Annotated in this window: 22 protein-coding genes and 1 tRNA gene; 15 read left to right on the forward strand and 8 right to left on the reverse strand. The window is 58.1% G+C overall.

Translation table 11 applies throughout. From position 1 onward, the window contains the following. The first annotated feature begins 117 nt into the window (after positions 1-117). Positions 118-2,496 (forward strand): calcium-binding protein, encoded by a 2,379-nt coding sequence (locus ACTG4B_RS03580; RefSeq protein WP_439154314.1) that lies wholly within the window; start codon positions 118-120, stop codon positions 2,494-2,496. A 38-nt stretch (positions 2,497-2,534) separates the two neighbouring features. Next, positions 2,535-3,137 (forward strand): hypothetical protein, encoded by a 603-nt coding sequence (locus tag ACTG4B_RS03585; protein WP_439154315.1) that lies wholly within the window; start codon positions 2,535-2,537, stop codon positions 3,135-3,137. Positions 3,138-3,232: 95 nt separating this feature from the next. On the opposite strand, the gene ACTG4B_RS03590 is transcribed toward ACTG4B_RS03585, so the two are convergent. Continuing rightward, on the reverse strand, positions 3,233-4,114 hold the full coding sequence (locus ACTG4B_RS03590; RefSeq protein WP_439154316.1) for a LysR family transcriptional regulator: 882 nt from the start codon (positions 4,112-4,114) through the stop codon (positions 3,233-3,235). A 98-nt stretch (positions 4,115-4,212) separates the two neighbouring features. Here ACTG4B_RS03590 and ACTG4B_RS03595 point away from each other — a divergent pair, with 98 nt between their 5' ends. Further along, positions 4,213-5,193: an NAD(P)-dependent alcohol dehydrogenase gene (locus ACTG4B_RS03595; protein WP_439154317.1), complete on the forward strand. Its 981-nt coding sequence runs from the start codon at positions 4,213-4,215 to the stop codon at positions 5,191-5,193. Between the two features lie 313 nt (positions 5,194-5,506). On the opposite strand, the gene ACTG4B_RS03600 is transcribed toward ACTG4B_RS03595, so the two are convergent. After that, positions 5,507-7,354, reverse strand: coding sequence for a sigma-54 interaction domain-containing protein (locus ACTG4B_RS03600; RefSeq protein ID WP_439154318.1), 1,848 nt, complete (start codon positions 7,352-7,354; stop codon positions 5,507-5,509). A 202-nt stretch (positions 7,355-7,556) separates the two neighbouring features. On the opposite strand from ACTG4B_RS03600, the gene ACTG4B_RS03605 reads away from it, so the two are divergent. From ACTG4B_RS03605 to cynS, 4 genes are read left to right on the forward strand one after another with little or no spacing between them, the layout of a single operon-like run. Next, positions 7,557-8,939 (forward strand): CmpA/NrtA family ABC transporter substrate-binding protein, encoded by a 1,383-nt coding sequence (locus tag ACTG4B_RS03605; RefSeq protein ID WP_439154319.1) that lies wholly within the window; start codon positions 7,557-7,559, stop codon positions 8,937-8,939. Positions 8,940-8,944: 5 nt separating this feature from the next. Then, positions 8,945-9,778, forward strand: a complete 834-nt coding sequence (gene ntrB, locus ACTG4B_RS03610; protein ID WP_439154320.1) for a nitrate ABC transporter permease — start codon at positions 8,945-8,947, stop codon at positions 9,776-9,778. A gap of 9 nt (positions 9,779-9,787) precedes the next feature. After that, positions 9,788-10,690, forward strand: coding sequence for an ABC transporter ATP-binding protein (locus tag ACTG4B_RS03615; RefSeq protein WP_439154321.1), 903 nt, complete (start codon positions 9,788-9,790; stop codon positions 10,688-10,690). A gap of 19 nt (positions 10,691-10,709) precedes the next feature. After that, on the forward strand, positions 10,710-11,177 hold the full coding sequence (gene cynS / locus ACTG4B_RS03620) for a cyanase (protein WP_439154322.1): 468 nt from the start codon (positions 10,710-10,712) through the stop codon (positions 11,175-11,177). Positions 11,178-11,630: 453 nt separating this feature from the next. Here the strand turns inward: cynS and ACTG4B_RS03625 are convergent. Then, positions 11,631-11,720: transfer RNA gene (locus tag ACTG4B_RS03625), tRNA-Ser, on the reverse strand. Between the two features lie 236 nt (positions 11,721-11,956). Here ACTG4B_RS03625 and ACTG4B_RS03630 point away from each other — a divergent pair. The 7 genes from ACTG4B_RS03630 to ACTG4B_RS03660 all read left to right on the forward strand — a co-directional run bounded on the left by ACTG4B_RS03630 (position 11,957) and on the right by ACTG4B_RS03660 (position 18,389). Then, positions 11,957-12,859: an SPOR domain-containing protein gene (locus tag ACTG4B_RS03630; RefSeq protein ID WP_439154323.1), complete on the forward strand. Its 903-nt coding sequence runs from the start codon at positions 11,957-11,959 to the stop codon at positions 12,857-12,859. Positions 12,860-12,891: 32 nt separating this feature from the next. Next, a complete protein-coding gene (locus tag ACTG4B_RS03635; protein WP_439154324.1) occupies positions 12,892-14,070 on the forward strand; it encodes a D-alanyl-D-alanine carboxypeptidase family protein in 1,179 nt (392 codons plus the stop codon). Beyond that, positions 14,067-14,675, forward strand: coding sequence for a dTMP kinase (gene tmk, locus ACTG4B_RS03640; protein ID WP_439154325.1), 609 nt, complete (start codon positions 14,067-14,069; stop codon positions 14,673-14,675). Before ACTG4B_RS03635 ends, tmk begins: the two co-directional genes overlap by 4 nt. Continuing rightward, complete coding sequence (locus tag ACTG4B_RS03645; protein ID WP_439154326.1) at positions 14,672-15,778, forward strand: DNA polymerase III subunit delta'; 1,107 nt, start codon at positions 14,672-14,674, stop codon at positions 15,776-15,778. Before tmk ends, ACTG4B_RS03645 begins: the two co-directional genes overlap by 4 nt. A 10-nt stretch (positions 15,779-15,788) precedes the next feature. Next, a complete protein-coding gene (locus ACTG4B_RS03650) occupies positions 15,789-16,577 on the forward strand; it encodes a TatD family hydrolase (protein ID WP_439154327.1) in 789 nt (262 codons plus the stop codon). After that, a complete protein-coding gene (locus ACTG4B_RS03655; protein WP_439154328.1) occupies positions 16,574-17,377 on the forward strand; it encodes an MBL fold metallo-hydrolase in 804 nt (267 codons plus the stop codon). Before ACTG4B_RS03650 ends, ACTG4B_RS03655 begins: the two co-directional genes overlap by 4 nt. Before the next feature lie 82 nt (positions 17,378-17,459). Next, a complete protein-coding gene (locus ACTG4B_RS03660) occupies positions 17,460-18,389 on the forward strand; it encodes an AEC family transporter (RefSeq protein WP_439154329.1) in 930 nt (309 codons plus the stop codon). A gap of 87 nt (positions 18,390-18,476) precedes the next feature. On the opposite strand, the gene ACTG4B_RS03665 is transcribed toward ACTG4B_RS03660, so the two are convergent. The 5 genes from ACTG4B_RS03665 to ACTG4B_RS03685 form a co-directional block, all read right to left on the reverse strand. Next, complete coding sequence (locus ACTG4B_RS03665) at positions 18,477-19,364, reverse strand: ABC transporter permease (protein ID WP_439154330.1); 888 nt, start codon at positions 19,362-19,364, stop codon at positions 18,477-18,479. A gap of 3 nt (positions 19,365-19,367) precedes the next feature. Continuing rightward, positions 19,368-21,023 carry an ABC transporter permease gene (locus ACTG4B_RS03670; RefSeq protein ID WP_439154331.1) on the reverse strand — a complete coding sequence of 552 codons (1,656 nt, stop codon included), beginning with the start codon at positions 21,021-21,023 and terminating at the stop codon, positions 19,368-19,370. A gap of 3 nt (positions 21,024-21,026) precedes the next feature. Next, the gene (locus ACTG4B_RS03675) at positions 21,027-21,314 is read right to left on the reverse strand and encodes a DUF1330 domain-containing protein (protein ID WP_439154332.1); all 288 of its coding nucleotides are present in this window, start codon (positions 21,312-21,314) and stop codon (positions 21,027-21,029) included. A 73-nt stretch (positions 21,315-21,387) separates the two neighbouring features. Continuing rightward, positions 21,388-22,503 (reverse strand): extracellular solute-binding protein, encoded by a 1,116-nt coding sequence (locus ACTG4B_RS03680; protein WP_439154333.1) that lies wholly within the window; start codon positions 22,501-22,503, stop codon positions 21,388-21,390. Positions 22,504-22,578: 75 nt separating this feature from the next. Then, a complete protein-coding gene (locus ACTG4B_RS03685) occupies positions 22,579-23,679 on the reverse strand; it encodes an ABC transporter ATP-binding protein (RefSeq protein ID WP_439154334.1) in 1,101 nt (366 codons plus the stop codon). Positions 23,680-24,041: 362 nt separating this feature from the next. On the opposite strand from ACTG4B_RS03685, the gene ACTG4B_RS03690 reads away from it, so the two are divergent. Beyond that, positions 24,042-25,058 (forward strand): hypothetical protein, encoded by a 1,017-nt coding sequence (locus ACTG4B_RS03690; RefSeq protein WP_439154335.1) that lies wholly within the window; start codon positions 24,042-24,044, stop codon positions 25,056-25,058. Positions 25,059-25,168: the final 110 nt, after the last annotated feature.

A 25,168-nucleotide genomic window follows, 5' to 3' on the forward strand; every position in this document is an offset into this window, starting at 1 on the left:
TTCTGCCCGACTGATCTGGGTCAATCATGCCTGTGGAAAACAGAATATGAAAATTGAATATGTCCCATTTCAAGCGGCGGCATGGTTCAGCATAGTCTATTAGAGGGATACGAAGGCATGGCTACACCCATCAACCCAGGCAACGTACAAGACTTCGATCAACCACTGAACGCAGACCCGATTTATACAGCGGTCCACGTTTTCAGTACCAGCGACATCACCGCCACCTTTGACGGACAGACGCAGGGTGACGAAGGCGCAAATTTCATAGATTTCACTGGCGATAGCGGCACCAAGATTACAAAAGACGGGGTCACGCTCTATCCGATCGACAGCGAGTTTGGCTTTAACGTGACCGACTTCGTGGGGGCCGAAGAAAAAACAATTGACGGTCTTTATACAGAAGGTTGGGCTGGCGACCTGATTATCGGCGATACGCAGGTGGGGCTGGTCATTTCGGATGCGCCCACCGACACGTTCAAGACACCCGCAGTGCTTGGCACATGGCTGACCGGGCTGGGTGACAACACGGTCAAAGCCTCGACCGAGCATTACACTGTCATGCAGAACGTTCTGTCGGATCAGAAATACCCCGGCGATCCCGATGCAGTTTATCCGCTTGATGACAACCTGATCCTTCTCAGCCAGAACGCCGCCTACGACGGCCAATATGTGGCCGACCTGCTGAGCGGGGCTGTCGAAGGCGTCACCGTAGAAGACGTGAACCAGGACGGTGTGATCGACATCAGGGATCTGCTGAACCCCAATGAAGCGACGATCGAATATGATATTGCCTACAGCACCGATTATTCGGTGACGATGAAGGACGATGGCAAGCTGCTGTATCGTTGGGGCAATGCCGTGAAGCGCCCGAACGACGTGCGCATCGAAGCCGAATTGCCCCTGCCCGAAGAGTGGAGCGAGCTTGACGAATTCAACTCGTTGAAATCGCTGTTCCGCATCACCTCGGCAGAGCTTGTGGTCCATCACACGATCACGAATAACCCAAACGATCAGGTCCGCCCCGAGGATTTTGAAAATGAATCTGCAATCGGCACATTGCCCACCTACGAGGTGATCACCGACTACGATGGTGACACCGGGCGCACAGTCTGGGCGACCACAGATGATTATTATGCCGGCGACGGCACGCTTTATCCGGCAGGCACGATCCTGCGCGACACCATGCTGGCCGATGCGGTCACAGAATCGACCCTCGATAAGATTGGCGCAACGTCCTCCGACCTTGAACTGGGCTTTACCAATGCGTGGTATACCACGATGGACCGCGAACCGTTCGAGCCTGAGTTGAACCCTGACGGCACCGAATATGTCACCGGACCACGCTGGCGGCTTCAGCCTGACAAATACGGACAGGATCTGCCCGGCGTCGTCATCCCGATTGATCCGAGCGATCCGCTGCCGACGACAAGTGACGAAGTCAAATACGAGGTTGGCGCCGAAACCCAGACGGTCCTGAATCTGCTGGATTGGGCAACCCCGATTTCACCACTAGAGATCAGCGCGGGCTATCAGAACAATTCTGGCTCCGTTTCGGCGAACGGCCTGAACCTGACCGAGGGTTTCGACGTCGCGGTCTATATCAAAGGCGATATCAAGCCTGCCACGATTTACAGTGCCGAGTTGCTGCTCGACTATGAAGAGATTGAATTATTCGCCTTTGGATCCGAAATCACCGGGACAGAGGGGTCTGATTTTCTTGTCGGGATTGGTGAGAACACGTTTACGGGCGGCGCGGGTGCCGACCTGTTCGTCGTGTCCTACGGAACGACCGTGACGGATATTGTCACGTCAAGCGTCATTGCGGATTTTGAAGTGGGGCTGGATAAACTGGGCCTGATCGGTTTCGACGCGCTGGAAGGGTTCAACATTGACAGCGTGGAAGACCGCGCGCTGATCGCCCAAGGCGTTTCCGGTGATGATCTGACGATCTCGGTAGATGGTGAACTGGTGGCGGTCCTGACAGGTCTCGCGACAGAGCTTGGGGTTGGCGATACGGTTGACCCGGGCGAAGGGCTGAGCCTGCTTGACAGTTTCCTGATCACCAATCCTTCGCCGGGCGAGCCGTCGTCAGAAGACAACATCATCATCGGAACGGCCGACAACGACATCCTGACCGGCACGCTGGGCGTCGATCTGATTTCCGGGCTTGCGGGGAATGATTACCTTTACGGGCTTGCAGGCGATGACGTGCTGGATGGCGGGGCTGGAACTGACCGCCTCTATGGGGGTCTGGGTGCGGATACGTTTGTGTTTGCCGAAGGGACCAGATTGGACATCGTCTATGACTTCACCGATGGCGAAGACATGATCCAGTTGGATGGTATCGATTTCGCGGACATCACGATTTCGGATTACCGCGGGACCGGTGCGATCCTGCAGGCGGGCGTCGATCGCATGATCCTGCGCAACGTCGATGAGAACGACATCACCATTGATGACTTCATCCCCGATGATGCGCTGGCGATGGTGTGACGGCCGGTCAACCAGATTGATTTGAAAAGGAAAAGACAATGAAAAAATATGTTATGTTCTTTGCCGTCGGCACGTCTGTGGCCTTGGTTGCGGGCTGTGATTCAGTCGATGACGAAACCCCTGCCGGCTACACTTCTTTTGCCGATATCGAGGTTGACGCGGACGCGATGCAAGCTCTCTATACCGACGCGAACGGAAATCTAATTACAGGGATCACACCTGCGACGGCACTGGAAATCCCGGATACCGGCAACGCCACATACAACGGATTTGTCGCAGGCGAAGTTGCCGGCAGCCGGTTGATCGGAGAGTTGACCGTCACGACATTTTTCGATCCCGGACTTGGCTCGATCACCAGCAGCGCCACCAACTTCTATCATGAAAACGACGGCGCATATACGGGGACGCTGAACGGCACTGGCGTGTTGGATCAGACCGCGACAGTGCCGCAAATTTCCACAAACCTTGATGGGGATCTGACCAATGGCGGCGTGGTCTACGACACATCAATCGCGCTGGAGGGCGATATCATCGCCAACGGCAGCGATCCGATTGGTGCGGTCGCGGGGTTTGCCGACGGATCGCTGGATAGCGGCGGTAGCAGTGAAACCTTTACCGGCGTCTTTGCCGCCGAACGCTAGCGGCCTGTTGCCAGCCATCCCAGCGTCAAGTGACGTCGTCCCTCCCGGCGGCGTCACTTTCGCATGACAGGCGCGCATCATGACTGGAACGATCATCAGCCAATGACGTCCGCGCGCCGCTCAAGCAGGCTATCATAGAGAAAATCGACAAACAGCCGGACCCGCTGCACGCGACGCAGATCGCCGTGCATCAGCACCCAGGTCGAGCGGCTCTGATCAAGGTTCGTTCCCGGCACCCGCTGCAATTCGGGAAAGACACTTTGCACCCAAGCCGCCAGAAAGGTCATCCCTGCTCCGGCCCGCGCGAGATGCATGTGCATTGCCGGATCGCCGATGGCATGGCGCACCGTCGCACGTGGAAACGGCGAGGCGGCAATCATGGCCTGCAATTCCGGCACCTCGCCGTAGCCGAGCCATGTCAGCCCCTCACCGCGCGGTCCGGCATCGTGCAGATGGCGATCAAGATAAGCACGCGAGGCAAAGACACCGATCGACAAGGGAAACAGCTTGCGCCCCACGGCATCGCCGGTGAGATCGCGAACGTGGCGGATCGACACATCGGTCTCCAACTTCTCGATCGAGTCGAGGCCGTAGGTCAGGTTCATGTCGATGTGGATGTCAGGATACAGCGACAAAAATTCGCCCAAAACCGGTGCCAGTAGAAAATGCGCGGTCATCGGGTCGGCCGACATGCGAATGCGCCCCGCTGCCTCGCTGTCCAGCCCCTGCACGGCATTGAAACCTTGCCGCAACGCCGCCTCTGCCTCCAGTGCCTGCGGCAACAGCTTGCGCCCCGCCGCCGACAGGCTTAGCCCCCCTGCGCTGCGCCGGAACAAATAAACGCCCAGTTGCGCCTCAAGCCCCTCAACCTGCCGGCGGACGGTGGCATGGGTGCCGCCCGTCTGTTCAGCCGCCCCGCGCAGCGAGCCCGCCCGCGCCACGGCCAAAAAGGCCGGAAGAGATTTCCAATCCACCATGTGGAACGATTATGAACCACACTGGCGCATTTATGGCAATATGCGGCGGCATTTCGCTCCGATAGGTCTATGGCCAATCAAATCGAAAGGAAACCACCATGACGACCACACTCACTGCTTGGAGCATCAAACACTACGGCGCACCAGAGGTTCTGAACCCAGTAACGCGGCCTATCCCAGAGCCGGGCCCCAACCAAATCCTGATCCGCATTCACGCCTCGGCCGTCACACGCGCCGATGGCATGATGCGGGCCGGACAGCCGCTATTTGCGCGTCCTTTCCTTGGTCTGCGCCGTCCACGCCAAAACCTGTCGGGCACCGGGCTGTCGGGCGAGGTGATCGCCGCGGGGCACAATGTCAGCCGTTTTGCGGTGGGCGATGCCGTCTTTGGCGAGGCAGGGCTAAAGTTCGGCGCGAATGCCAGCCACATCTGCCTTGATGAGACCGGCGTGCTGATGAAAAAGCCCGCAACCCTCTCGCACGAGGACGCCGCCGTGATGTGCGACGGTCCGCTGACCTCTTACCACTTCCTGCACGAGATCGCGCAGATACAGCCGGGGCAGCGCATTCTGATTCTGGGCGGCTCGGGCAGTCTCGGCACTGCCGCAGTGCAGATCGCCACGGCCGCAGGAGCCAATGTCAGCGCCACTTGTAGCACTCGAAACGTGCGCTTTGTCAGCGAACTCGGGGCTGAAAGGGTCATCGATTACACCAAAGAAGATTTCACAGCGCTGCCGGATCGCTACAACGTGATTTATGACACGCTTGGGGTCAGCTCTTTTGCGCGGGCCAAGGCTCGGCTGACAGATGACGGACGCTACATCTGCCCCGTGCTGACGCTTCCGCTGCTTGGCGCGATGCTGCGCAGCCGCATGACGGGCGGTCGCCGGGCCATGTTCACGGCCGCCGGCCTCCAGCCGCCAGAGATATTGCGCGCCCATCTGACACAACTGCTGGCGATGATGGAGGCCGGAACGCTTTCCCCGGTCCTTGACCGGGTCTATCCATTTGCCGACCTGGTCGAGGCACACCGCCACATGGAAACGGGCCACAAGCGCGGGAATGTCGTCATCGTTTGACATACGGATCACCAATGGGTTCCATTAAGGGAACTTGCACGAAAGGGATAATCTCATGGGACGTTTAGACGGGAAAATCTGCGTCGTGACAGGTGCCGGTCGCAGGATCGGGGCGGCCATCGCGCTGCTGCTTGCCTCGGACGAGGCGGCCTAGATGACCGGGACGGAATTGACGGTGGACGGCGGGCTGCTTGCCGGCTCTGCTGCCGCGCCAAAGGCGGGCTGAACGCACAAAAATTCCAGACTTCAGCTGTCCAGATTGCCAAAACTGCGGTGCATCAGATGCCAGAGAAAGCGACCTCGCGCCGCGCACCTAGACCCAATCGTCAGGTGTCAAGCCAAGCGTCTTGATCCGCGAGTAGAGCGTTGTCGGCTTCACGCCCAATAACTCTGCCGCGCCGTTCGGTCCTGACACGCGGCCCTGGGCCTCTTGCAGGCATGCGATCGTATTGGCCACGCGTATCTGTTCGATGTCGGCCTCGCTTAGCAACGCTGTGACCTTTCGTATCGCTGGCGCAGATACAGGGTGGATATCAACCAAGAGCTTGTCCGAACGCGACACGATTGCCCCTCTTTCGATTACATTGGCCAGCTCGCGGACGTTTCCGGGCCAGTCGTATCGCTGCAAGGTGCGGATCGTGCCTTCGGTGATGATCGGGGCGGGACGGCTGAGCCTTTTGCAGACAAGGTTCAGGAAATGTGCAGCCAGCAGCGGGATATCGTCGGGGCGTTCGCGCAGCGGTGTGCAGTGGATTGGAAAGACGTTGAGGAAAAACACCAGTTCCGGCCGCATCCGCCCCGCCTGCACCTCGCGGTCAAGATTGCTACTTGTCGATGCGACCAGCCGCAGTTCAAGGCTTCTTGGCCGGTCATCGCCCAACCGTGTCACGACGCGGTTTTGCAACGCATCCAGCAACTGACCTTGTTGTTCCAGCGGAATATCAGCGATCTCGTCCAGGAACAAAGTGCCGCCATGTGCCAATTCCAACTTGCCCGGTTTATCGCGCAAAGCACCGGTAAAGGCCCCGCGCACATGGCCGAATAGTTCGCTTTCGAACATATCGGGTGTCACCGAACCGCACTTGAAGTGGATCAGGGGACGGCGGCGTCTGTCGCTGTCGTTATGGATCGCTGACGCAACCATGGCCTTGCCCGTTCCACTTTCGCCGGTGATCAGAACATTGGCTTGCGTCCGCGATACCATTTCGACCCGCTGGAGTATTTGCTGGATCGCGGGCGACTGGCCAACCACGTCGTGATGCGCCCTCTCGATGCTGATGGCCTCTTGCAGATAGGCATTTTCCTGCTCCAGCCGGTCACGCAAGGCCGCAACCTGATCCATCGCATCGCGCAGCTTGCGTTCATTCTCCCAACGTTCCGTGATGTCCCGAAAGATGACGACAGCCCCTGCAAGGACACGCCCCTCGTAAATCGGGGTGGATACATATTCGACCCTGATCGGCTTGCCGTCCTTGCGCCAAAAGACTTCATTTTCGATCCTGTTGACCTGTTCGTAGCGAAAGGATTGATAGATCGGGCACTCGTGCGAAGGGTAGATTCCGCCATCCAGATGATGGTGATGGATTTTAGTATGGATATCCTCGCCCAGAAGATCTTCTTGTGTCCAGCCCAGCATTTCCTGGGCCGCCCGGTTCACAAATGTGGTTTTCCCATCGGCATTCACCCCGTAAATCCCCTCACCGGCAGCATTGAGGATCAATTGGTTCTGGCGTTCCAGTTCCGAAAAGAAAGCCTGTGTGCGCTGCCATTCAAGAATTCCACCGTTGTAGATGGTGGCGGCCTGCACGGCCTCGGCGCGGCGCGCAAGTGCATTCAGATCCGTGATTTGCAGAAGAAGTAATTCGCCCTCGGCCCGTCCATTCAATTCGCAGGTCAGAGGTTCGTCCGTGCGCGTGCGCAGCGTAATGCGGCGGGTCCAGGCTTCTCCGCGGTATGTCACCTCGTCCACAAACAGGATCATGTGGGGCACGTCATCCACCACAAGGTCGGAAAAGCGCGAGCCCACAAGTGCTGGGTCCTTCAGCAGATCTTTTGCCTTGGGGGTGGCTGCAACAATTCGGTCCGTGTTCAGGTCAAGGATCAGGGTTGCGCCAAATGCGCCAGCGAGACGGGAATCACGGGTTTGATCGGCATGCGTCATCCGCCAACCGAAACCGATCAGTGGACTTCAAGCAATACGAAAATTCGTAAATTATGATTTTTCGTAATTACCAACTGCAAAGCATCTTAGTTAGGTCACTGTTATAAAACGCTTTTCTAAAATATTTTTTTTCAACTCAATGCATTCAGTTTGTACAGCATCCGCGAAAGGATGGTCGAAACGTATGACAGGAGTGATCGCAATGACAGTAAAGAGCCTAGGAAATCCATTCTCATCCGAAACCGATCTGCGGCACGGTGCGGACTGTGGCTGCGCGGGATGTGTGACATCGGCGGTAGACCAGCAGGGCGGGGCCGATCTGACAACCAGCGAAGGCATGTTGGAACGCGCGGTCGAAAGCGCGATCGTGCGGTCTGTCTTTGGCCAAAGCGATATCGGCCGGCGGTCGTTCATGGGGATGATGGGTGGCAGCACCATGGCTGCCGCGCTTGCATCTGTGTTCCCGATGAACGAAGCCAAGGCCGCCATTCTGGACAACCTGGGCACCCCCGAGAAAACGGACCTGAACATTGGTTTCGTCCCGATCACCTGTGCGACACCGATCATCATGGCCCAGCCACTAGGCTTTTACGAACGGTATGGTCTGAACGCGCAAGTCATCAAGACAGCCGGCTGGGCCGTGGCCCGCGACAAGTCTTTGAACGGCGAATATGATGCAAGCCACATGCTGACGCCGATGCCGCTTGCGATGACATTGGGGGCCGGGTCCGTGGCGGAACCCTACATCATGCCCGCCGTCGAAAACATCAACGGGCAAGCGATCGTTCTGTCCAATGAACACCTCGACAAGCGCGATCCGTCCCAGTGGAAGGGCTTTACCTTTGGGGTGCCGTTCGAATACTCGATGCACAACTTCCTGCTGCGCTACTACGTCGCTGAATTTGGCCTGGACCCGGATGTCGATATCCAGATCCGCGTGGTTCCGCCGCCCGAGATGGTTGCCAACCTGCGTGCAGGTAACCTCGACGGGTATCTGTCGCCTGATCCGTTCAACCAGCGCGCGGTATACGAGGGAATCGGCTTTATCCACGTGCTGACCAAAGAAATCTGGGAGGGGCACCCGTGCTGCGCCTTTGCCGCCCCTCTGTCATTCGCACAGGAATTGCCGAACACATATGGGGCGCTTTTGAAGTCGATCATCGACGCGACCCAATATGCCTCTGCCCCGGAAAACAGGTCCGAGATTTCTGAAGCCATTGCGCCAACGAACTACCTAAACCAACCGGTCACGGTTATTGAACAGGTGCTGACGGGAACTTACGCCGATGGCCTGGGCGCGGTCCAGCGCGTGCCTGACCGGATCGATTTCGATCCGTTCCCGTGGCATTCGATGGGTGTGTGGATCCTGACCCAGATGAAACGCTGGGGCTATATCGAAGGCGATGTGGACTACAAGGGCGTGGCAGAGCAGGTCTATCTGGCCGCCGACTGCAAGAAGGTCATGGAAGATCTGGGCTATGACGCCCCAGACGTGACGTACAAGTCGCACACAATCATGGGCAAGACCTTCGACTACAACGAACCCGAAGCCTACGTCGACAGCTTTGCGATCAAGAAAGGCTAAGGCAAATGCCCACGCTTTCCCTAAATATTCGAGCAGCCATTCTGACTATCTCCCTGCTCTTCGTCGGCCTCCTTGTTTGGGAGGCCGCGATACCCGCACAAAAGGCCGTGGGGGAACTGACGGAATACGAAATTCTGACAGGCGGCGGCCAGCCCAAAGCCGGCGTCCCGCCGCCCAGTCAGGTGATGGTCAAAGCATGGGAACAGTTGAGCGATCCTTTCTATGATGCAGGTCCGAACGACAAGGGGATCGGTATCCAGATCGGGTATTCCATCTATCGTGTGCTTGTGGGCTATGCGCTTGCAGCTTCAATCGCCATTCCGCTTGGGTTTTTGATCGGTATGTCACCATTGGCCTACAAGGCGCTGAACCCGTTCATTCAGGTCTTGCGTCCGATTTCACCCCTTGCGTGGATGCCACTTGCGCTGTTCGTGATCCAGGACAGCGAGGCGAGTGCGATCTTTGTGATCTTCATATGCTCGATCTGGCCGATGTTGATCAACACCGCCTTCGGCGTGGCCGGAGTCCGTGAAGACTGGGTCAATGTTGCCCGCACACACGAACTGAGCCCGCTGCGGACGGCTTTTACAGTTATCCTGCCTGCGGCCGCACCGACGATCCTGACCGGAATGCGGATTTCGATCGGTATCGCATGGCTGGTGATCGTCGCCGCAGAGATGCTCGTCGGTGGAACAGGTATTGGCTATTACGTCTGGAACGAGTGGAACAACCTCGACCTGACCTCTGTGATTTTCTCAATCCTGATGATCGGCGTTGTCGGCATGGGGCTCGATGCAGCCCTAGGCTTTGTGCAACGCGCTGTCTCTTACGTTGAATAGGATAAAGAAATGAAACCGTTTCTAAGTGTCGAAAACCTCACCCAGCGCTATCCTGATGGCACTGGCGGCGACCTTACCGTCTTCGAGAACGCGACCTTTGGCGTTGAAAAGGGCGAGTTTGTCGTAATCCTTGGCCACTCCGGTTGCGGCAAGTCCACGATCATGAATATTCTTGCGGGGCTGTCCGATCCGACATCAGGTGGCGTGATCATGGATGGCACCGAGGTCAAGGGCCCAAGCCTTGACCGTGGTGTCGTGTTCCAGAACTACTCTTTGCTGCCGTGGCTCTCGACGCTCAAGAACGTGACGTTTGGTGTGGCCGCGCGTCACCCTGAGTGGAGCAAGGCGCAAGTGATCGAACACTCGACCAAGTATCTTGCCATGGTGGGTCTCGAGGGGGATGTGATCCACCGCAAGCCCAGCCAGTTATCAGGTGGTATGCGCCAGCGCGTTTCTATTGCGCGTGCCTTTGCGAACCACCCCAAGCTGTTGCTGCTGGATGAACCTTTCGGCGCACTGGATGCGCTGACACGCGGCACGATCCAGGACGAGTTGCTGAAAATCTGGAGCGGCACGGAACAGACCGTCTTTATGATCACGCACGACATCGACGAGGCGATCCTGCTAGCAGACCGTATCCTGCTGATGACCAACGGCCCCTACGCGCGTGTCGCCGAGAGTGTCGAGATCACGATCCCGCGCCCGCGCAGCCGGACCGAGATTATTGAGCATCCGAATTATTACGCAATTCGAAACCACCTCGTGCAGTTCCTTGGCACCCGTTCGAAAGAGATGGCGGGCAAGCAAGGATCAGCCGAGACCAGCAGGCCGGCGACGGTTCGCATCGACAAGACCGATCCGACCGAAGGTCCCGAACATACCCAGCCTGCCTTGCGGGCCGTCAATACATAAGCACCCCAGGAGCAACCCGATGAAAGACCTCTCCATGACCCAGATGATGACAAAAGAAGATGTAACCGCAATGATCCTGTCTGCCAAAAAGACGGCTGGACTGACATGGGAAGACATTGCAGCGAAAATCGGCATGTCGCCTGTCTGGACCCACTCGGCCGCGATGGGAATGAATGCCTTTCCAGCGGACAGGGCCAAGCTGATGGTGACCACAATGGGGTTGCCGCAAGAGGCAGAAAGCGTGCTGTGCGAAAGCCCGACAAAGATCTGGGAACAGTCGGTCCCGACGGATCCCTGCATCTATCGCTTTTACGAAATCGTCGGTGTTTACGGTCCGACACTCAAGGCGCTTATTCAAGAGAAATTTGGTGACGGAATCATGTCCGCCATTGACTTTGAGATGTCGGTGACCCGCGTCGAGAACCCGAAAGGTGACCGCGTAAAGGTAGAAATGACAGGAAAATATTTAGGCTATAACAGCTGGTAAAACTCTGTCGCGGCGGCCTTTGCCGTCGCGACATTGTTGTCGCAAAAACCACAACCTTCACACCTTCCCTACCCGCGTCGAAGCCACCCAGAAAATACCTGTGACGAAAACCTGCTTGCAGCTCGTTTCCGACAGCGATCCGGTTGCCGTCATGGGCGGTCCTGCCAAACCAATTCGAACTGATTTCAGCTTGCCGCAGAATACGCAAAATCAGGCGGAACGAAGCTGGCGCCCCGCGGCTCTCGCCTGACGAACTTCTCATATAGTGCTTCCTTCCATTTCCGCGCAACGATCACCTCATGGAACCGTGGGATCAAACACATTGATGGGTGCCAAATTGTTGCACTGGCTGACGCAGGCAAAAGTGTAATGGGTAAGGAAATAGAACCACACCAGCTCCGACGGCCCGAGCAGCATTCATGTGTCATCGCGACTAAGGACAAAAAGCCATGGTGGCGGAGGAGGTGGGATTCGAACCCACGGTAGACTTTCACCTACGTCGGTTTTCAAGACCGGTGCATTCAACCACTCTGCCACTCCTCCGACCTCGTCCTGTTAGCGACCAATTTCCGATTCGAAAAGCAGCTTTGCAATGCGAGGGAATCCGCCGAGATTTCAATGACCAGCCTTTCAAATCAACGGCACCGGCGTTATCGTCGCCATGGACAGGCTTGGGGCTGCTTGTTTTGCTGGCAAAATGCGCGCCATCATGCCAAGAGACAGCCTCGGAGAACGGGAGTAAATCCCGCGGTAACGGGCCATCAAAAAGGGGCGGACAGATGATGGGCGAACAGATCAGTGCAGGGCGCACAATCCGAAATATTGCAATTTGCATTGCCGCGCTGGCTGTTGCCGGTTGCGATGAAAACGGCGATTTTGCATTTCCTGCTGGTTCAAATGCTGAAATAAGACAAACCGGCGACAGGGGCACCACTGCGCAAGACCGCACCGTTGAGCAAGACGTCGAGCGCCCGGACATCTTTGCGGTCACCGACCGTGGCCTGTGGGATGGCCGACCCTCGCTTGGGGGGGTCTGGGTGGCGCACCCCGATGTCGCTGAACCTGAACGCGTGATCATCCGCAACCCGACCAACGGACAGTCGGTGATCGGGGCATTGTTCCGTCGGGAACGTGAAAACCCCGGCCCGGCGCTACAGATTTCATCCGATGCTGCTGACGCATTGGGTATTCTGGCCGGTGCACCGACAGAGGTCAGTGTCGTTGTGATGCGCCGGCAGGAAGTCACGGTTGCGCCGGAACCGGCAGAAAGCGCAGCCATCGCGGCGCTTGATGCACCGGTGACAGTGCAGGAGACACCGCTTGATCCGATTGCGGGCGCTGCATCCGCAATCGCCGCCGCCGAAACAGCAGCGCCTGCGGTTGTGCCTGCGCCAGAAACCACAGCGCAGGATGCGGCACAAGACGCGGCCCCGGCAGACCCGCCTGCCCTGTCTGGCCCGCTGATCCAGATTGGCGTATTCAGTATCGAAGCCAACGCAGACAGAGCGGCAGAGACACTGCGCGCGGCGGGGATCGCCACGCAGGTCCTGCCCCAACAGGCCGGTGGGCGCATGGTCTGGCGCGTTGTGTCGGGGCCGTCCGCAGATGCGGAATCACAAGCCGCGATGCTGGCGCAGATCAAAGAACTTGGCTTTGTCGATGCCTTTGGTTTCGAAGCCTGAGGCAACACCAAAACGCGGAGACCAGAACGACCATGTCCAGACTATTCATTTTCGCTGTTATCGTCAGTTTTGTGTTCGGCACAAACGGGGTTTTGGCGCAATCATTCGATACCCGTGCGACGGCCGCTTACGTATTTGACCAGACGACTGGCACGGTGTTGCTTGCCAAAAACGAAGATGCGCCTTTGCCGCCCGCGTCGATGTCAAAGCTGATGACGATCTATATGGCCTTTGAGGCCATCGCCGATGGTCGGCTTGTCGTCGACGCGCTGTTGCCGGTTTCGGCCCATGCCGCGAGCTATGGCGGATCGTCGATGTTTCTGGACACAACCGATCGGGTGTCGGTCGAAGATCTGTTGCGCGGCGTGATCGTTCTGTCAGGCAATGACGCAAGCACCGTTCTGGCCGAGGCGCTATCGCCCGACGGCACAGAGCCGGGATTTGCCCGGATGATGACAGAGCGCGCCAAGCAGTTGGGGATGCAAAATTCGACTTTTGCCAACGCAAACGGCTGGCCCGCCGCCGGACACCGGATGTCGATGGAAGATCTTGGCATTCTGGCGGATCGACTGATCACCGATTTTCCGACGTTTTATCCACTGTTTGCCGAAACTGAATTCGCCTTTGACAATCGCGTGCCATCCAACAAACGCAACCGCAACCCCCTTTTGACGCTGGGCATTGGCGCAGATGGCCTGAAAACAGGCCACACAGAGGCTGCCGGATACGGGCTTGTTGGATCGGCGAAACAAGGCGACCGACGGATCATCTTTGTGATTACCGGATTGGAAACGCAGGCTGTGCGCGCCGAAGAGTCAGAGCGTCTGGTCAACTGGGCGTTCCGGCAGTTTGCCCGCAAGGACGTGGCGCGCGCGGGCACCCGCATTGCCGAGGCCGATGTCTGGATGGGCAATTCCGTTTCTGTCGGTTTGACCGTGAAAGAAGATCTGTCGCTTTTGGTCCCGATCCTGAACCAAGGAGAGGTAGCTGCGCAGGTGGTCTATGATGGCCCGGTCGAGGCACCGATTACCGCCGGGCAGCAATTGGCCGAGCTTGTCATCACATTGGACGGCTTGCCTGAAAAACGCCTGCCCCTCGTTGCTGAAAACGACGTTGCTCGTGGCGGGTTCAAGACCCGACTGCGGACGGCGGCACAGGTTCTGTGGACGAAATTCGTCCCCCGGCCCGAGCAATCCCCCGAGGGCGCATGAGCAAGCCGCGTTTCATCACGTTCGAAGGTATCGACGGTTCCGGCAAATCAACCCAATCACGACGCTTTGCAGGCCATCTTGCGACGAAAGGCATCGATGTCATCCTGACCCGCGAACCCGGCGGCAGCCCGGGTGCCGAGGAAATCCGGCAGTTGGTGCTGACCGGCGACCCTGACCGCTGGTCGGCGGAAACGGAAATCCTGCTGTTCACCGCCGCCCGCCGTGATCATCTGGAAAAGACGATAAGCCCGGCACTTGCCGCTGGCAAAACCGTGATTTCCGACCGTTTCGCCGACAGCACGCGCGTCTATCAGGGCGCGACCCGTGGCGACCTGCGCGCCATGGTGGACCAGTTGCACAAGCTGATGATCGGGCGTGAACCCGACCTGACCTTCGTGATCGACATGGACCCGGCCCGCGCGCTGGAACGCGGTCTGGCCCGCAAATCCGGCGAGGACAGGTTCGAAGATTTCGGCCTGCCGTTTCAGGAAACGCTGCGCCACGGGTTTCTGGCGCTGGCCCATGCCAACCCCGACCGCTGCGTCGTGATTGACGGCAACCGGACCGCCGATCAGATCGCCTCCGAAATCGCAGCCTACGCATGAGTACTGACACAATTCCCGAACCTGACCGGATCGAAGGCGCGCCGCATCCGCGCGAAACGCCGGTGCTGATCGGACAAGGCAAGGCTGAACGGGATTTTCTTGATGCATTCGCGGCGGGTCGCCTCCATTCGGGCTGGCTGATCACCGGGCCGCGCGGTGTTGGCAAGGCAACGCTGGCCTGGAAGATCGCGACATTTCTGCTGGCGGGGCCCGACACGGGGCTGTTTGGCGACCCAACCCTTGCCGTTGATCCAGCGCACCCCGATGCGCGGCTGGTCCAATCGGGCGCGCATCCACGTCTAGCCGTGATCCGCAGGCCATGGAATCCCGATACCCAGAAACTGCGGGCAGACATTACCGTCGATGCCGTGCGCAGCCTGAAGACCTTTTTCCATATGTCCGCAGCCGATGGCGGTCGCCGGGTCGTCATTGTCGATGCGGCGGATGAATTGAACCGCAACGCCGCCAACGCCATTCTGAAAGAACTGGAAGAACCGCCCGCCAATACCACGCTGCTCTTGATCGCACATCAGCCCTCGCGGCTTTTGCCGACGATCCGCTCACGCTGCCGGGAATTACGCTGCGGCCCACTGGGCGCGGACGACTTGAAACAGGCGCTGGCACAGGCCGGCCATCCGTCAGACAGCGCCGAAAGCCTTGCAGCCCTTGCCGGCGGCTCACCCGGAGATGCAATCAGGTTACTGAACCACGAAGGTCTGGCGCTTTATGCCGAACTGGTTCGCATGTTCGACGGATTGCCGTATATCAACCGGCCCGCTGCCCTGAAAATCGCCGACAGCTGTGCAGGCCGTGCGGGCGATACCCGCTTTGGCCTTACCCTTGATCTGATCGACCTGTTTCTGGCGCGTGCGGCCCGTGCCGGGCTTTTGGGCGCGCCCCAAACCCAGGGTGCCACGGGCGAGGCGCGACTGCTGGCCCGCATCGCCCCGAATGATCGCGCTGCACGCCGCTGGGCGCAATTGCAGCAGGATCTGTCTGAACGGTCACGGCATGGGCGCGCAGTGAACCTTGACCCTGCCGCGCTGATCCTTGATATGGTCTTCAAGATCGAACAGACGGCGCAAGGCGTCGCCGCAGCCTGAAAGCCGCGCTATGACCCAAGCCAAGATCGTCGACAGCCACTGCCACCTCGACTTTGCCGACTTCGACGCGGAACGCGACAATGTGATCGCGCGCGCATTGGATGCGGGCGTGGAACGAATGGTCACGATCTGTACCCGACTACGCAACGAACCACAGGTGCGCGCCATCGCCGAACGCCATGCGCCCGTCTATTACGCCGCCGGCACCCACCCGATGAGCGCGGCAGACGAACCATTGACCACAGTCGATGAACTGGTGGCCATGGCCGATCACCCTAAATTTGTTGGCATCGGCGAAACCGGCCTTGATTACCACTACACCGCCGACAGCAAGGATATCCAACAGCAGTCCCTTCGCATCCACATTGCGGCGGCCCGGGAAACGAAACTACCGCTGATTATCCACGCCCGCGATGCGGACGCCGATATGGCGCAAATCCTGTCCGAGGAATATGCAAACGGGGCCTATAGCTGTGTCATGCATTGTTTTTCCAGCAGTGCGGAACTGGCCAGAGCGGCGATTGGCCTGGGGTTTTACCTGTCGATGTCGGGCATCGCCGCCTTTCCCAAAAGCAAGGAGCTGCGCGACATCTTTGCAGCATCACCGGTGGACCGCATATTGGTCGAAACCGACAGCCCCTATCTCGCGCCGCCGCCACACCGGGGCAAACGCAACGAACCGGCCTATGCCGCCCATACCGCCCGCATCGGGGCCGAGGTGTTCGGGCTGAGCTATGAGGCGTTTGCCGCGCAGACCACAGCGAATTTCGACCGGCTGTTCTGGAAGGCCGCCGCATGAGCGATACGCTGCGCTTTACCATTCTGGGCTGCGGTTCATCGGGTGGCGTGCCCCGGCTTGGCGGACTTTGGGGTGACTGCGACCCAGACAACCCCAAGAATGCCAGACGGCGCTGTTCGCTGTTGATCACGCGCACAAGTGGCGACCGGATAACGCGCGTGCTGATCGACACATCACCCGATCTGCGCAGCCAGTTGCTTGATGCCGATGTCGGCACGCTGAACGGTGTTGTCTATACGCATTCGCATGCCGACCATGTGCATGGGATCGACGATTTGCGCATGATCGTGTTCAACATGCGCGCGCGCTTGCAGGTCTGGGCGGACGGCGACACGACCGATGCGCTGCTCTCTCGTTTCGGCTATGCCTTTGTGCAGCCTGCCGGTTCCGCTTATCCCCCGATCTGCGATCTGAACACGATGACCGGCGATGTCACCATCGACGGCCCCGGCGGGCCGATCACCCTGACCCCTTTCGAGGTCAAACACGGCAACATTGACGCACTCGGCTTCCGTATTGCCGGGGTCGCCTATCTGCCCGACGTGTCGGATATTCCTGCTCCGGCCTGGGAGCAGCTGCAAGACCTCGACTGCTGGATTGTCGATGCGCTGCGCCGCACCCCCCACCCGACCCATGCCCATCTTGCCAAGACACTGGACTGGATCGCGCGTGTCCAACCGAAACAGGCCGTGCTGACCAATATGCACAACGATCTGGACTATGGCACCGTCAACGCCGAAACGCCTGACCATATCCACCCTGCCTATGACGGCATGACGCTGACATTCCCGGTCCGCTGACCGCTTCTTCCGAGCGGAAATATCCCCGCCGGAGGCATACAAATCAAATGCGGCGCAGCCGCCCCTTTTCGGGAAAACCACCATGGCCGCCCTGCTTGACGTCATCCTGCCTGTCTTTCTGGTCATCGGATTTGGCTATCTGGCAGTCTGGAAAGGCTATTTCAGCGACAGCGGTGTCGACGGGCTAATGAAGTTCACCCAAGGTTTCGCAATCCCCTGTTTGCTTTTTCGCGCAATATCGACCCTTGATTTGGGGCAGAATTTTGATCTGGCGCTCCTTGCCAGCTTTTATACCGGTGCGCTGGCGGGTTTTTTCGCGGGTCTGCTAGGCGCTCGCTATATCTTTGGCCGCGACTGGGAGGACAGCGTCGCAATCGGGTTCTGCTGTCTGTTTTCGAACTCGCTGCTGCTGGGATTGCCGATCACCGAACGGGCCTATGGCGCGGATGCGTTGACCGCCAATTTCGCGATCATCGCGGTGCATTCTCCGTTTTGCTATGCGGTCGGGATCACGGCAATGGAAATCGCGCGCAATCGTGGCGGCAGTATCGCGGCGCTGCCCGGCAAGGTGCTGTCTGGTATGTTCCATAACGCGTTGATCATCGGAATTTCAGCAGGGTTCATCGTGAACCTTGGCGATATTCCCCTGCCCGGCGTGCTGACCGATGCCATTGACCTTATGGTGCGCGCCGCGCTGCCCGCCGCGCTGTTTGGGTTGGGCGGGGTGCTGTATCGCTACCGCCCTGAAGGCGACATGCGCACGATCCTTTACGTTGTCGCCATATCGCTGATTCTGCATCCGGCGATAGTCTGGGGCCTCGCACGACTTAATGGACTAAGCGTCGGCGAATTGCGTTCGGCCATGCTGACAGCGGCCATGGCGCCCGGGATCAACGCCTATGTCTTTGCCAATTTGTATGGCAAAGCCAAAAGGGTCGCGGCCTCGGCTGTGCTGATGGGCACTGCCCTGTCGATCTTCACGGTCTGGGTCTGGCTGGCCGTCTTGCCCTGAACGCGCAGCAATTTCCCAAAAAAACAGGCGGCACCGGAAATCCGATGCCGCCCATTTATCTGCCAGAACAAATTTCGCGAAATTTGTTTACCCCGGTGACATGCCGCGCAATCGCTCGGACCGGCGGCGCAGGATTTCGATCGTCGCCAGAAGCAGGATTGATATCCCGACTAGCACGGTTGCCACCGCAAGAATTGTCGGGCTGATCTGTTCACGCAAGCCGGTGAACATCTGCCAGGGCAAGGTTTGCTGGTTCACCGAACCCACAAAAATGACAACCACGACTTCGTCAAACGACGTGATAAAGGCAAACAGACCGCCCGAGATCACACCGGGCAGGATAAGCGGCATCTGCACCCGAAAGAACGTCACCGTCGGCGTAGCCCCCATATTGGCAGCGGCCCGGGTCAGCGATTTGTCAAAGCCGACCAAAGTCGCTGTCACGGTAATAATGACAAATGGAATACCCAGTGCCGCATGGGCCAGAATCACCTTGATGTAACCCGACAGGGTCTTCGACATGCCAAGGTTCTCTTCCATCCACAGGCCCATCTGGCTGTAGAAAAAGAACATCCCCGTCGCCGAAATGATCAGCGGCACGATCATCGGCGAAATCAGGATCGCCATGATCCCGCGCCGGAACGGCACGTGGCTTTGGCTAAGGCCGATGGCCGCCAGCGTGCCCAGCGAAACCGAAATGATCGTCGCGAAGGGCGCGATAATCAAAGAGTTCTTCAGCGGCACAATCCATTCCGGGTTGTTAAAGAAATCCCGGTAGTGTTTGAGCGAAAACCCTTCGGGATCCAGCGCCAGCATTTTTGGCGTGAAGGTGAAAAAGTTTTCCGCGTTAAACGACAGCGGGATGATCGTGACGATCGGTGCGATCAGGAAGAACAGAACCAACCCCACGATCACCCGAAAGCTATAGTACCAGATCCGCTGACCTGTCGTTGCATATGGTGGCAATGCGCTCATCGGTCAGCCTCCCAGTTTTACGTTGTCGATGCCCACGATCCGGTCGTATGCCCAATAAAGCAAGAGAACGACCGCCAGCAGGATGGCGCCAAGTGCGGCCGCCAGGCCCCAGTTAAGCGATGTCGAGATGTGATAGGCGATCCGGTTGGAGATAAAGACCCCTTTGGTGCCGCCCACGATTTCCGGCGTGATATAGTAGCCGATGGAAAGGATGAAGCACAGGATCGACCCTGCCCCGATCCCGGGAATGCTCTGCGGGAAATAGACCCGCCAGAATGCAGTCCAGTTCGTCGCACCCAGCGATTTCGCCGCCCGCAGATAGCTTGGCGGGATCGTTTTAAGCACCGAATAAAGCGGCAGGATCATGAACGGCAACAGGATATGCGTCATCGCGATGATCGTGCCGGTGGCATTGTTGATCAGCGAAAGCCGGTTGTCGTCGGCGACCAATCCGATCCAGACGAGCAGTGAATTGATGACCCCCTGATCCTGCAACAGCACCTTCCATGCGGATGTTCGCACCAAAAGCGAAGTCCAGAACGGCAACAGCACCAGGATCATCAGCAGGTTCGCTGTGCGTGCCGGCAGGTTAGCCAGCATCCATGCGACGGGATATCCCAGCAAGATGCAGCTGCCGGTGATCGTCAGCGACATCACAATCGTGCGCCAGAACAAGGTCAGATAGATTTGCTGGTTTTCAGGACGCCACTGCACCCCATCGGCTGTCTTTTCCAGGTCAATGGAATTCAGGAAATACCCCGGTGTAAAGGGTGGGCTGTAGGTCTGAATCGTCTTCCAGACACGGGTTTCCAGCCATCCTTCATCAAGTTCCGCGAATGCATCCTTATAGGATACCTCTGGCAGTTCAGCGGCAGACAAGGCTGCCAGTTCGGCCGCAGCTGGGCCAGAGTAGCTGGCAATCCTGTCGGCTGTAGCCGGATCGGCCAGATCGTCTGCCAATGCGGCATAGATCGATTCCCACGGGTCTTCTTCGGCGACGACGTCTTCATCGACATTGACCGTATAGAGCGCCCACAGCGTATATTCACGCGTCGTGCGCGGCAGCACCGTTGCCAGATCAGCGCGCGGTGCAAATCCGATATCGGTCCTGAAATCATCCGAAGTCAGATCCTCCAACTGGCGACGCGCCTGCCGTATGACGGCTGTCGCTGATGCGTCTGTGCCTGCATTCATCATGTCATACCAGAACGCGCCTTCGGCCCAGACCGGGTTCAATTCTTCGAAAGCGTCCTGATAGATTTCGCCAACGTCATCCAGGCCACGCCCCGAGCGGCGGAACATCGACGAAATACCAGATTGTTCATAGTTCAGACGCGAGCCGAGGCGCGTATGTTCCTTGGCCTCGGCCGCAAGGAACATATCGTAAAACAGCGCCTGAAAGACCGGCTCGTCCGGCACCGGTGTTGTGTCCGAGTCCCAGTCTGACAGAACTTCGACAGTCTGTGGGATCGTATTGCTGACTATCTGGTTTTCAACCGACCGGAACAGCATCTGCCCGATGGGAATGATGAAAGTCAGCATGATAAACAGCAAAAGCGGCGCGATCAGCAACAGTGCGCGCGTCTTTTGGCGGCGCAATGCGCGGTTCAGGCTGGCCTTGAGTGGACGGCCGTCTGCGGCCAGTACTTGCTCACTCATGTCTTAAACCCCTTCTACCAGCACGATCTGGCTGGTTGCATTCTTGCGCCGGATTTCGGCGACTTCCTGGTATTCCGGCGAATAATAAAGCGCTTTGGCACTTTCGTAGTCGGGAAACTCAAAAATCACGTGGCGATCAAAAACCGGCCCTTCGGGCGTTTGGGATGTGCCACCACGCACGATGGGGCGGCCACCATAGGCATTGATCATGGGTGTGTCGCGGATGATATATTCATGATAGGCCGCCGGATCATTCACACAAATATGTCCGATGATGTAACCCTTTGGCATTCTATCGCCTTCATCCGCACCACAGTTTTGTGCATGTGGGGCGGGTCAAGACCCACCCCACACAAGCCGCAGCTTACTGGGCCAGCCAGCTCTGGAACTTGGAGTCCAGATCATCGCGGTAATCAGCCCACCATTCGTAGTTGTAAACGAATGTGTTCTTTGCGTTGTCCGGATCGGTCGGCATATGCTGACCCATGTCGATCCCCAGCGTGGCATGTTCGCCAACCAGTGGTGCAGAGGACTGACGTGCAGGACCGTATGCGATATACTTGGCCTGATCTGCCAGACGCTGTGTATCGGTCGCAAAGCGGACAAAGTCCAATGCACGTGCCAGACGTTCATCGCTCAGGCCGGCTGGGATGATCCAACCGTCAAGGTCGAACACCTGCGCGTCCCACATCATCGCGACGGGCTGGTCCTGCTCTTCGATCAGGCTGAACAGACGACCGTTGTAGGTCGAACCGATCACGACTTCGCCATCTGCCAGAAGCTGCGGCGTGTCTGCACCGGCAGACCACCAGACAACGTTGTCCTTGATGGTTTCCAGCTTGGCGAACGCCATATCCTGGCCTTCTTCGGTTTCCAGCACGTCATAGACGTCTGCCTTTGGCACGCCAGAACACAGCAGCGCCCATTCCATGTTGTTGATCGGGCGGCGTTCCAGCGAACGCTGGCCGGGGAATGTTTCAAGGTCGAACACGTCGCAGATGTCGTCCGGTGTCGCACCGTTCCACGCTTCTACGTCCGTACGATACCCGAATGTTGTCGAATAGACAATCTGCGGGATAAAGCAGTCAGACACCAGCAGGTCGCCAAAGTCGTCGGTCGGGTCAGACCCATCATCACCCGGAGCGAGCAATTCGTCGTGGTCGATTTCCATTGCCAGGCCTTCGTCGCACAGGCGGATGGCGTCTGCCGCAACAACGTCAACGACATCCCATGTCACGTTGCCAGCTTCGTTCATGGCGCGCAGCTTGGCCACGGCCTCGTTCGAGGATTCGTCCCAAACGGCGGTAACGCCGGGGTTCATCTCGAGATATGGCTTGAGATACGCTTCGTTCTGGCTGTTCTGATATGCACCACCCCAGCTGACAAGCGTCATGCTGTCGGCCATATGTGCTTCGGCAAACGCACTTGCGCCTGCCAAAGTCAGCGCCGAAGTGGCCATAAGTGTTTTGGTCAGTTTCATTTGATACTCCCGTTATCATACCCGTCGAATTTTTTACCGGACCACCCACCGGGTGATGAGGGCCCATTTCTATCGCTACGCGTCAAGCGCGCGGCAATCCTCTGCCAACCAGCCGATCTCGATCTGCTGGCCTGGCTGCAAACGCACCTGATCGGGCGCGTTGCGCGTCTTGATGATGAAATCGTCACGGCCCGCAACCCGCAGGCGCGTCCGGAAAATGTCACCCATGTAAATAAACTCAAGAACCTCGGCCTTGAGTGTGTGTGCGCCCTCTTGCAGGCGGCTTTTGTCAATTTCCACGCGCTCGGGGCGGATCGACACCAGGGTCCGGTCGCCGACGTTGGACACGTTCACCGGAATCGCGTCGATTACATCGCCGCTGTCCAATTTGACAATGCAGGTGTTGCCTTTGATTTCCTGCACGACACCGTCCAGCGTATTATTCTCGCCGATGAACTGCGCGACAAAACTGTTTTCCGGCCGTTCATAAAGCTCGTCCGGCGGGGCCAGCTGTTGAATCCGGCCATCGTCGAACACGGCAACGCGGTCCGACATGGTCAGCGCCTCGGTCTGGTCGTGCGTCACGTAGACCACGGTGATACCCAGATCATGCGCCAGATTGGTGATTTCGAATTGCAGCGTTTCGCGCAGCTGTTTGTCCAGTGCGCCAAGCGGTTCGTCCATCAGCACCAGTTCGGGTTCAAACACCAGCGCACGCGCCAGCGCGATCCGCTGCTGTTGCCCCCCCGAAAGCTGTGCCGGGCGGCGACCACCGAAATCGCCCATCTGAACCATATCCAGCGCGCGCTTGACCTTGGCTTCGCGGTCGGACTTGCCGATCTTGCGGACCTCCAGCGGAAACGCAAGGTTTTCGGCGACGGTCATATGGGGAAACAGCGCATAGTTCTGAAACACCATACCGATCCCACGTTTATGTGGCGGGATGTCGTTGATGGACTTTCCATCCAACTTGATCGCGCCGTGGGTCGCGGTTTCAAATCCGGCCAGCATCATCAGACAGGTCGTCTTGCCCGACCCCGACGGCCCGAGCATTGTCAGGAACTCACCTTTTGGCATCGACAGGTTGAGGTCTTTCACAACCAGTGTCTCACCATCATAGCTTTTCTGCACACGTTCGAATTCGACGAACGCTGCGCTGTTACCAGCTTGTGACAAACTTCTTCCCCCTATCGGTCCGGCAGTTTTTCTGCTCGTTGCTGAGCGAAACTAAACCAAGAGGCCTGCCGTTATGCAACCGGAAAGACTGAAAAGAACCAATGTGATCGCAAACCAGTCATATCATGTCGGCTGGCGCTGAATTTGCAGGATGATTGACTATCTTTTTAGCGACTACGGGACGATTCACTGCAAAGCGATTACCGCCAGATTGCTGCATATGCAAAAAACAGGGGATTCCATTTTGTTATTTCGCACTTCAGTCCTGACCGAAGATGATGCAAATCTTGCCCCAAGCCGCCCTGCGACGGTCCGCAGTTGCCAGACCCATCGCCCGACGGTAGGCACAAGGGCGACATCAGATGGACCTTTTGAAAATGGCGTATCCTGCCCGCTCTTTGCAGCCTTTCAACGTCGTGATCATCGGACAGGGCGGGCGCCTGCAATACGAGGCAATTCTTTTCATGGCCTCGCTGCGGGCGTTTAATCCGGATTTCGCAGGTCAGGTATTTGTCGCGGAACCACAGCCGGGTCCGCGCTGGAACAGCGACCCCCGGATGAACGACGATATCAAATCGGTGCTGGCAGACATGGGCGCAAAGATCGTGCCCTTTGCCTCTGTGCATTTCGGCGACAGCTACCCCTATGGCAACAAAATCGAAGGGCTTGCGGCCTTGCCTGCGGGGGAACCTTTCGTGTTCTTTGATACCGATACGCTGATCACCGGGGATCTGGCGACTGTGCCGTTCGACTTTGCCCACCCTGCCGCCTCGATGAACCGCAGCGGCACATGGCCGGTCGAGGAACTGTATTGGCCCGGTTACACCGCGATCTGGAAATCGCTTTACGACCGGTTCGGGCTGGAGTTTCACAGCACGCTCGATCTGACGCAGCCGGACGAATATTGGGAACGCTACCTGTATTTCAACGCCGGCTGGTTTTACGGCGCGGACCCTGCCGCATTTGGCCGTCTGTTCACCGAATACGCGATATCCGTGCGCGACAATCCGACGGATGCAATGGTCATCCAGCCGCTTGACCCGTGGCTGGACCAGATCGTGCTGCCGCTGGTCATCCACGCGCTTGGCGGCGGCAGGCCCGGTCCGGAACTGGCGGGGCTGGACGGTCACGTGAGCTGCCACTACCGGACGCTACCGCTGTTCTACGCCCGCGAGAATGATGCAGCCGTCGCCGCGTTGGAAACTGTCACCGCCCCGAACAAGGTGAAAAAGTGGCTCAAGCAATATGACCCGTTCAAGCGCATGATTTATCAGGGGCGCGGGCAAAAGGTGCGGGCGCTTTTTGATCGCGACAACCTGCCGCGCCATGAAAAGGCGCTGCGCAACCAGATCAAGGCAGCCGGGTTCTGGATGCGCTAGATCATCACGTGACACGCGGCCGAACTAGCGGTTCAAGCGATGCCACGTGACATCTTGACCTGAAAACTCTCGCGAAATTGACCTCCCTCAATCGTCCCAGCGCCCAAACA

The sequence above is a fragment of the Yoonia sp. genome (genome assembly GCF_965660735.1).
In the GTDB taxonomy this organism is placed as follows: Bacteria; Pseudomonadota; Alphaproteobacteria; order Rhodobacterales; family Rhodobacteraceae; genus Yoonia.

Coding starts and splice junctions, on each gene's coding strand:
- ACTG4B_RS03580 (WP_439154314.1), top strand. CDS start 118: ATGGCTACACCCATCAACCCAGGCAACGTACAAGACTTCGATCAACCA.
- ACTG4B_RS03585 (WP_439154315.1), top strand. CDS start 2,535: ATGAAAAAATATGTTATGTTCTTTGCCGTCGGCACGTCTGTGGCCTTG.
- ACTG4B_RS03590 (WP_439154316.1), bottom strand. CDS start 4,114: ATGGTGGATTGGAAATCTCTTCCGGCCTTTTTGGCCGTGGCGCGGGCG.
- ACTG4B_RS03595 (WP_439154317.1), top strand. CDS start 4,213: ATGACGACCACACTCACTGCTTGGAGCATCAAACACTACGGCGCACCA.
- ACTG4B_RS03600 (WP_439154318.1), bottom strand. CDS start 7,354: ATGACGCATGCCGATCAAACCCGTGATTCCCGTCTCGCTGGCGCATTT.
- ACTG4B_RS03605 (WP_439154319.1), top strand. CDS start 7,557: ATGACAGTAAAGAGCCTAGGAAATCCATTCTCATCCGAAACCGATCTG.
- ntrB (WP_439154320.1), top strand. CDS start 8,945: ATGCCCACGCTTTCCCTAAATATTCGAGCAGCCATTCTGACTATCTCC.
- ACTG4B_RS03615 (WP_439154321.1), top strand. CDS start 9,788: ATGAAACCGTTTCTAAGTGTCGAAAACCTCACCCAGCGCTATCCTGAT.
- cynS (WP_439154322.1), top strand. CDS start 10,710: ATGAAAGACCTCTCCATGACCCAGATGATGACAAAAGAAGATGTAACC.
- ACTG4B_RS03630 (WP_439154323.1), top strand. CDS start 11,957: ATGATGGGCGAACAGATCAGTGCAGGGCGCACAATCCGAAATATTGCA.
- ACTG4B_RS03635 (WP_439154324.1), top strand. CDS start 12,892: ATGTCCAGACTATTCATTTTCGCTGTTATCGTCAGTTTTGTGTTCGGC.
- tmk (WP_439154325.1), top strand. CDS start 14,067: ATGAGCAAGCCGCGTTTCATCACGTTCGAAGGTATCGACGGTTCCGGC.
- ACTG4B_RS03645 (WP_439154326.1), top strand. CDS start 14,672: ATGAGTACTGACACAATTCCCGAACCTGACCGGATCGAAGGCGCGCCG.
- ACTG4B_RS03650 (WP_439154327.1), top strand. CDS start 15,789: ATGACCCAAGCCAAGATCGTCGACAGCCACTGCCACCTCGACTTTGCC.
- ACTG4B_RS03655 (WP_439154328.1), top strand. CDS start 16,574: ATGAGCGATACGCTGCGCTTTACCATTCTGGGCTGCGGTTCATCGGGT.
- ACTG4B_RS03660 (WP_439154329.1), top strand. CDS start 17,460: ATGGCCGCCCTGCTTGACGTCATCCTGCCTGTCTTTCTGGTCATCGGA.
- ACTG4B_RS03665 (WP_439154330.1), bottom strand. CDS start 19,364: ATGAGCGCATTGCCACCATATGCAACGACAGGTCAGCGGATCTGGTAC.
- ACTG4B_RS03670 (WP_439154331.1), bottom strand. CDS start 21,023: ATGAGTGAGCAAGTACTGGCCGCAGACGGCCGTCCACTCAAGGCCAGC.
- ACTG4B_RS03675 (WP_439154332.1), bottom strand. CDS start 21,314: ATGCCAAAGGGTTACATCATCGGACATATTTGTGTGAATGATCCGGCG.
- ACTG4B_RS03680 (WP_439154333.1), bottom strand. CDS start 22,503: ATGAAACTGACCAAAACACTTATGGCCACTTCGGCGCTGACTTTGGCA.
- ACTG4B_RS03690 (WP_439154335.1), top strand. CDS start 24,042: ATGGACCTTTTGAAAATGGCGTATCCTGCCCGCTCTTTGCAGCCTTTC.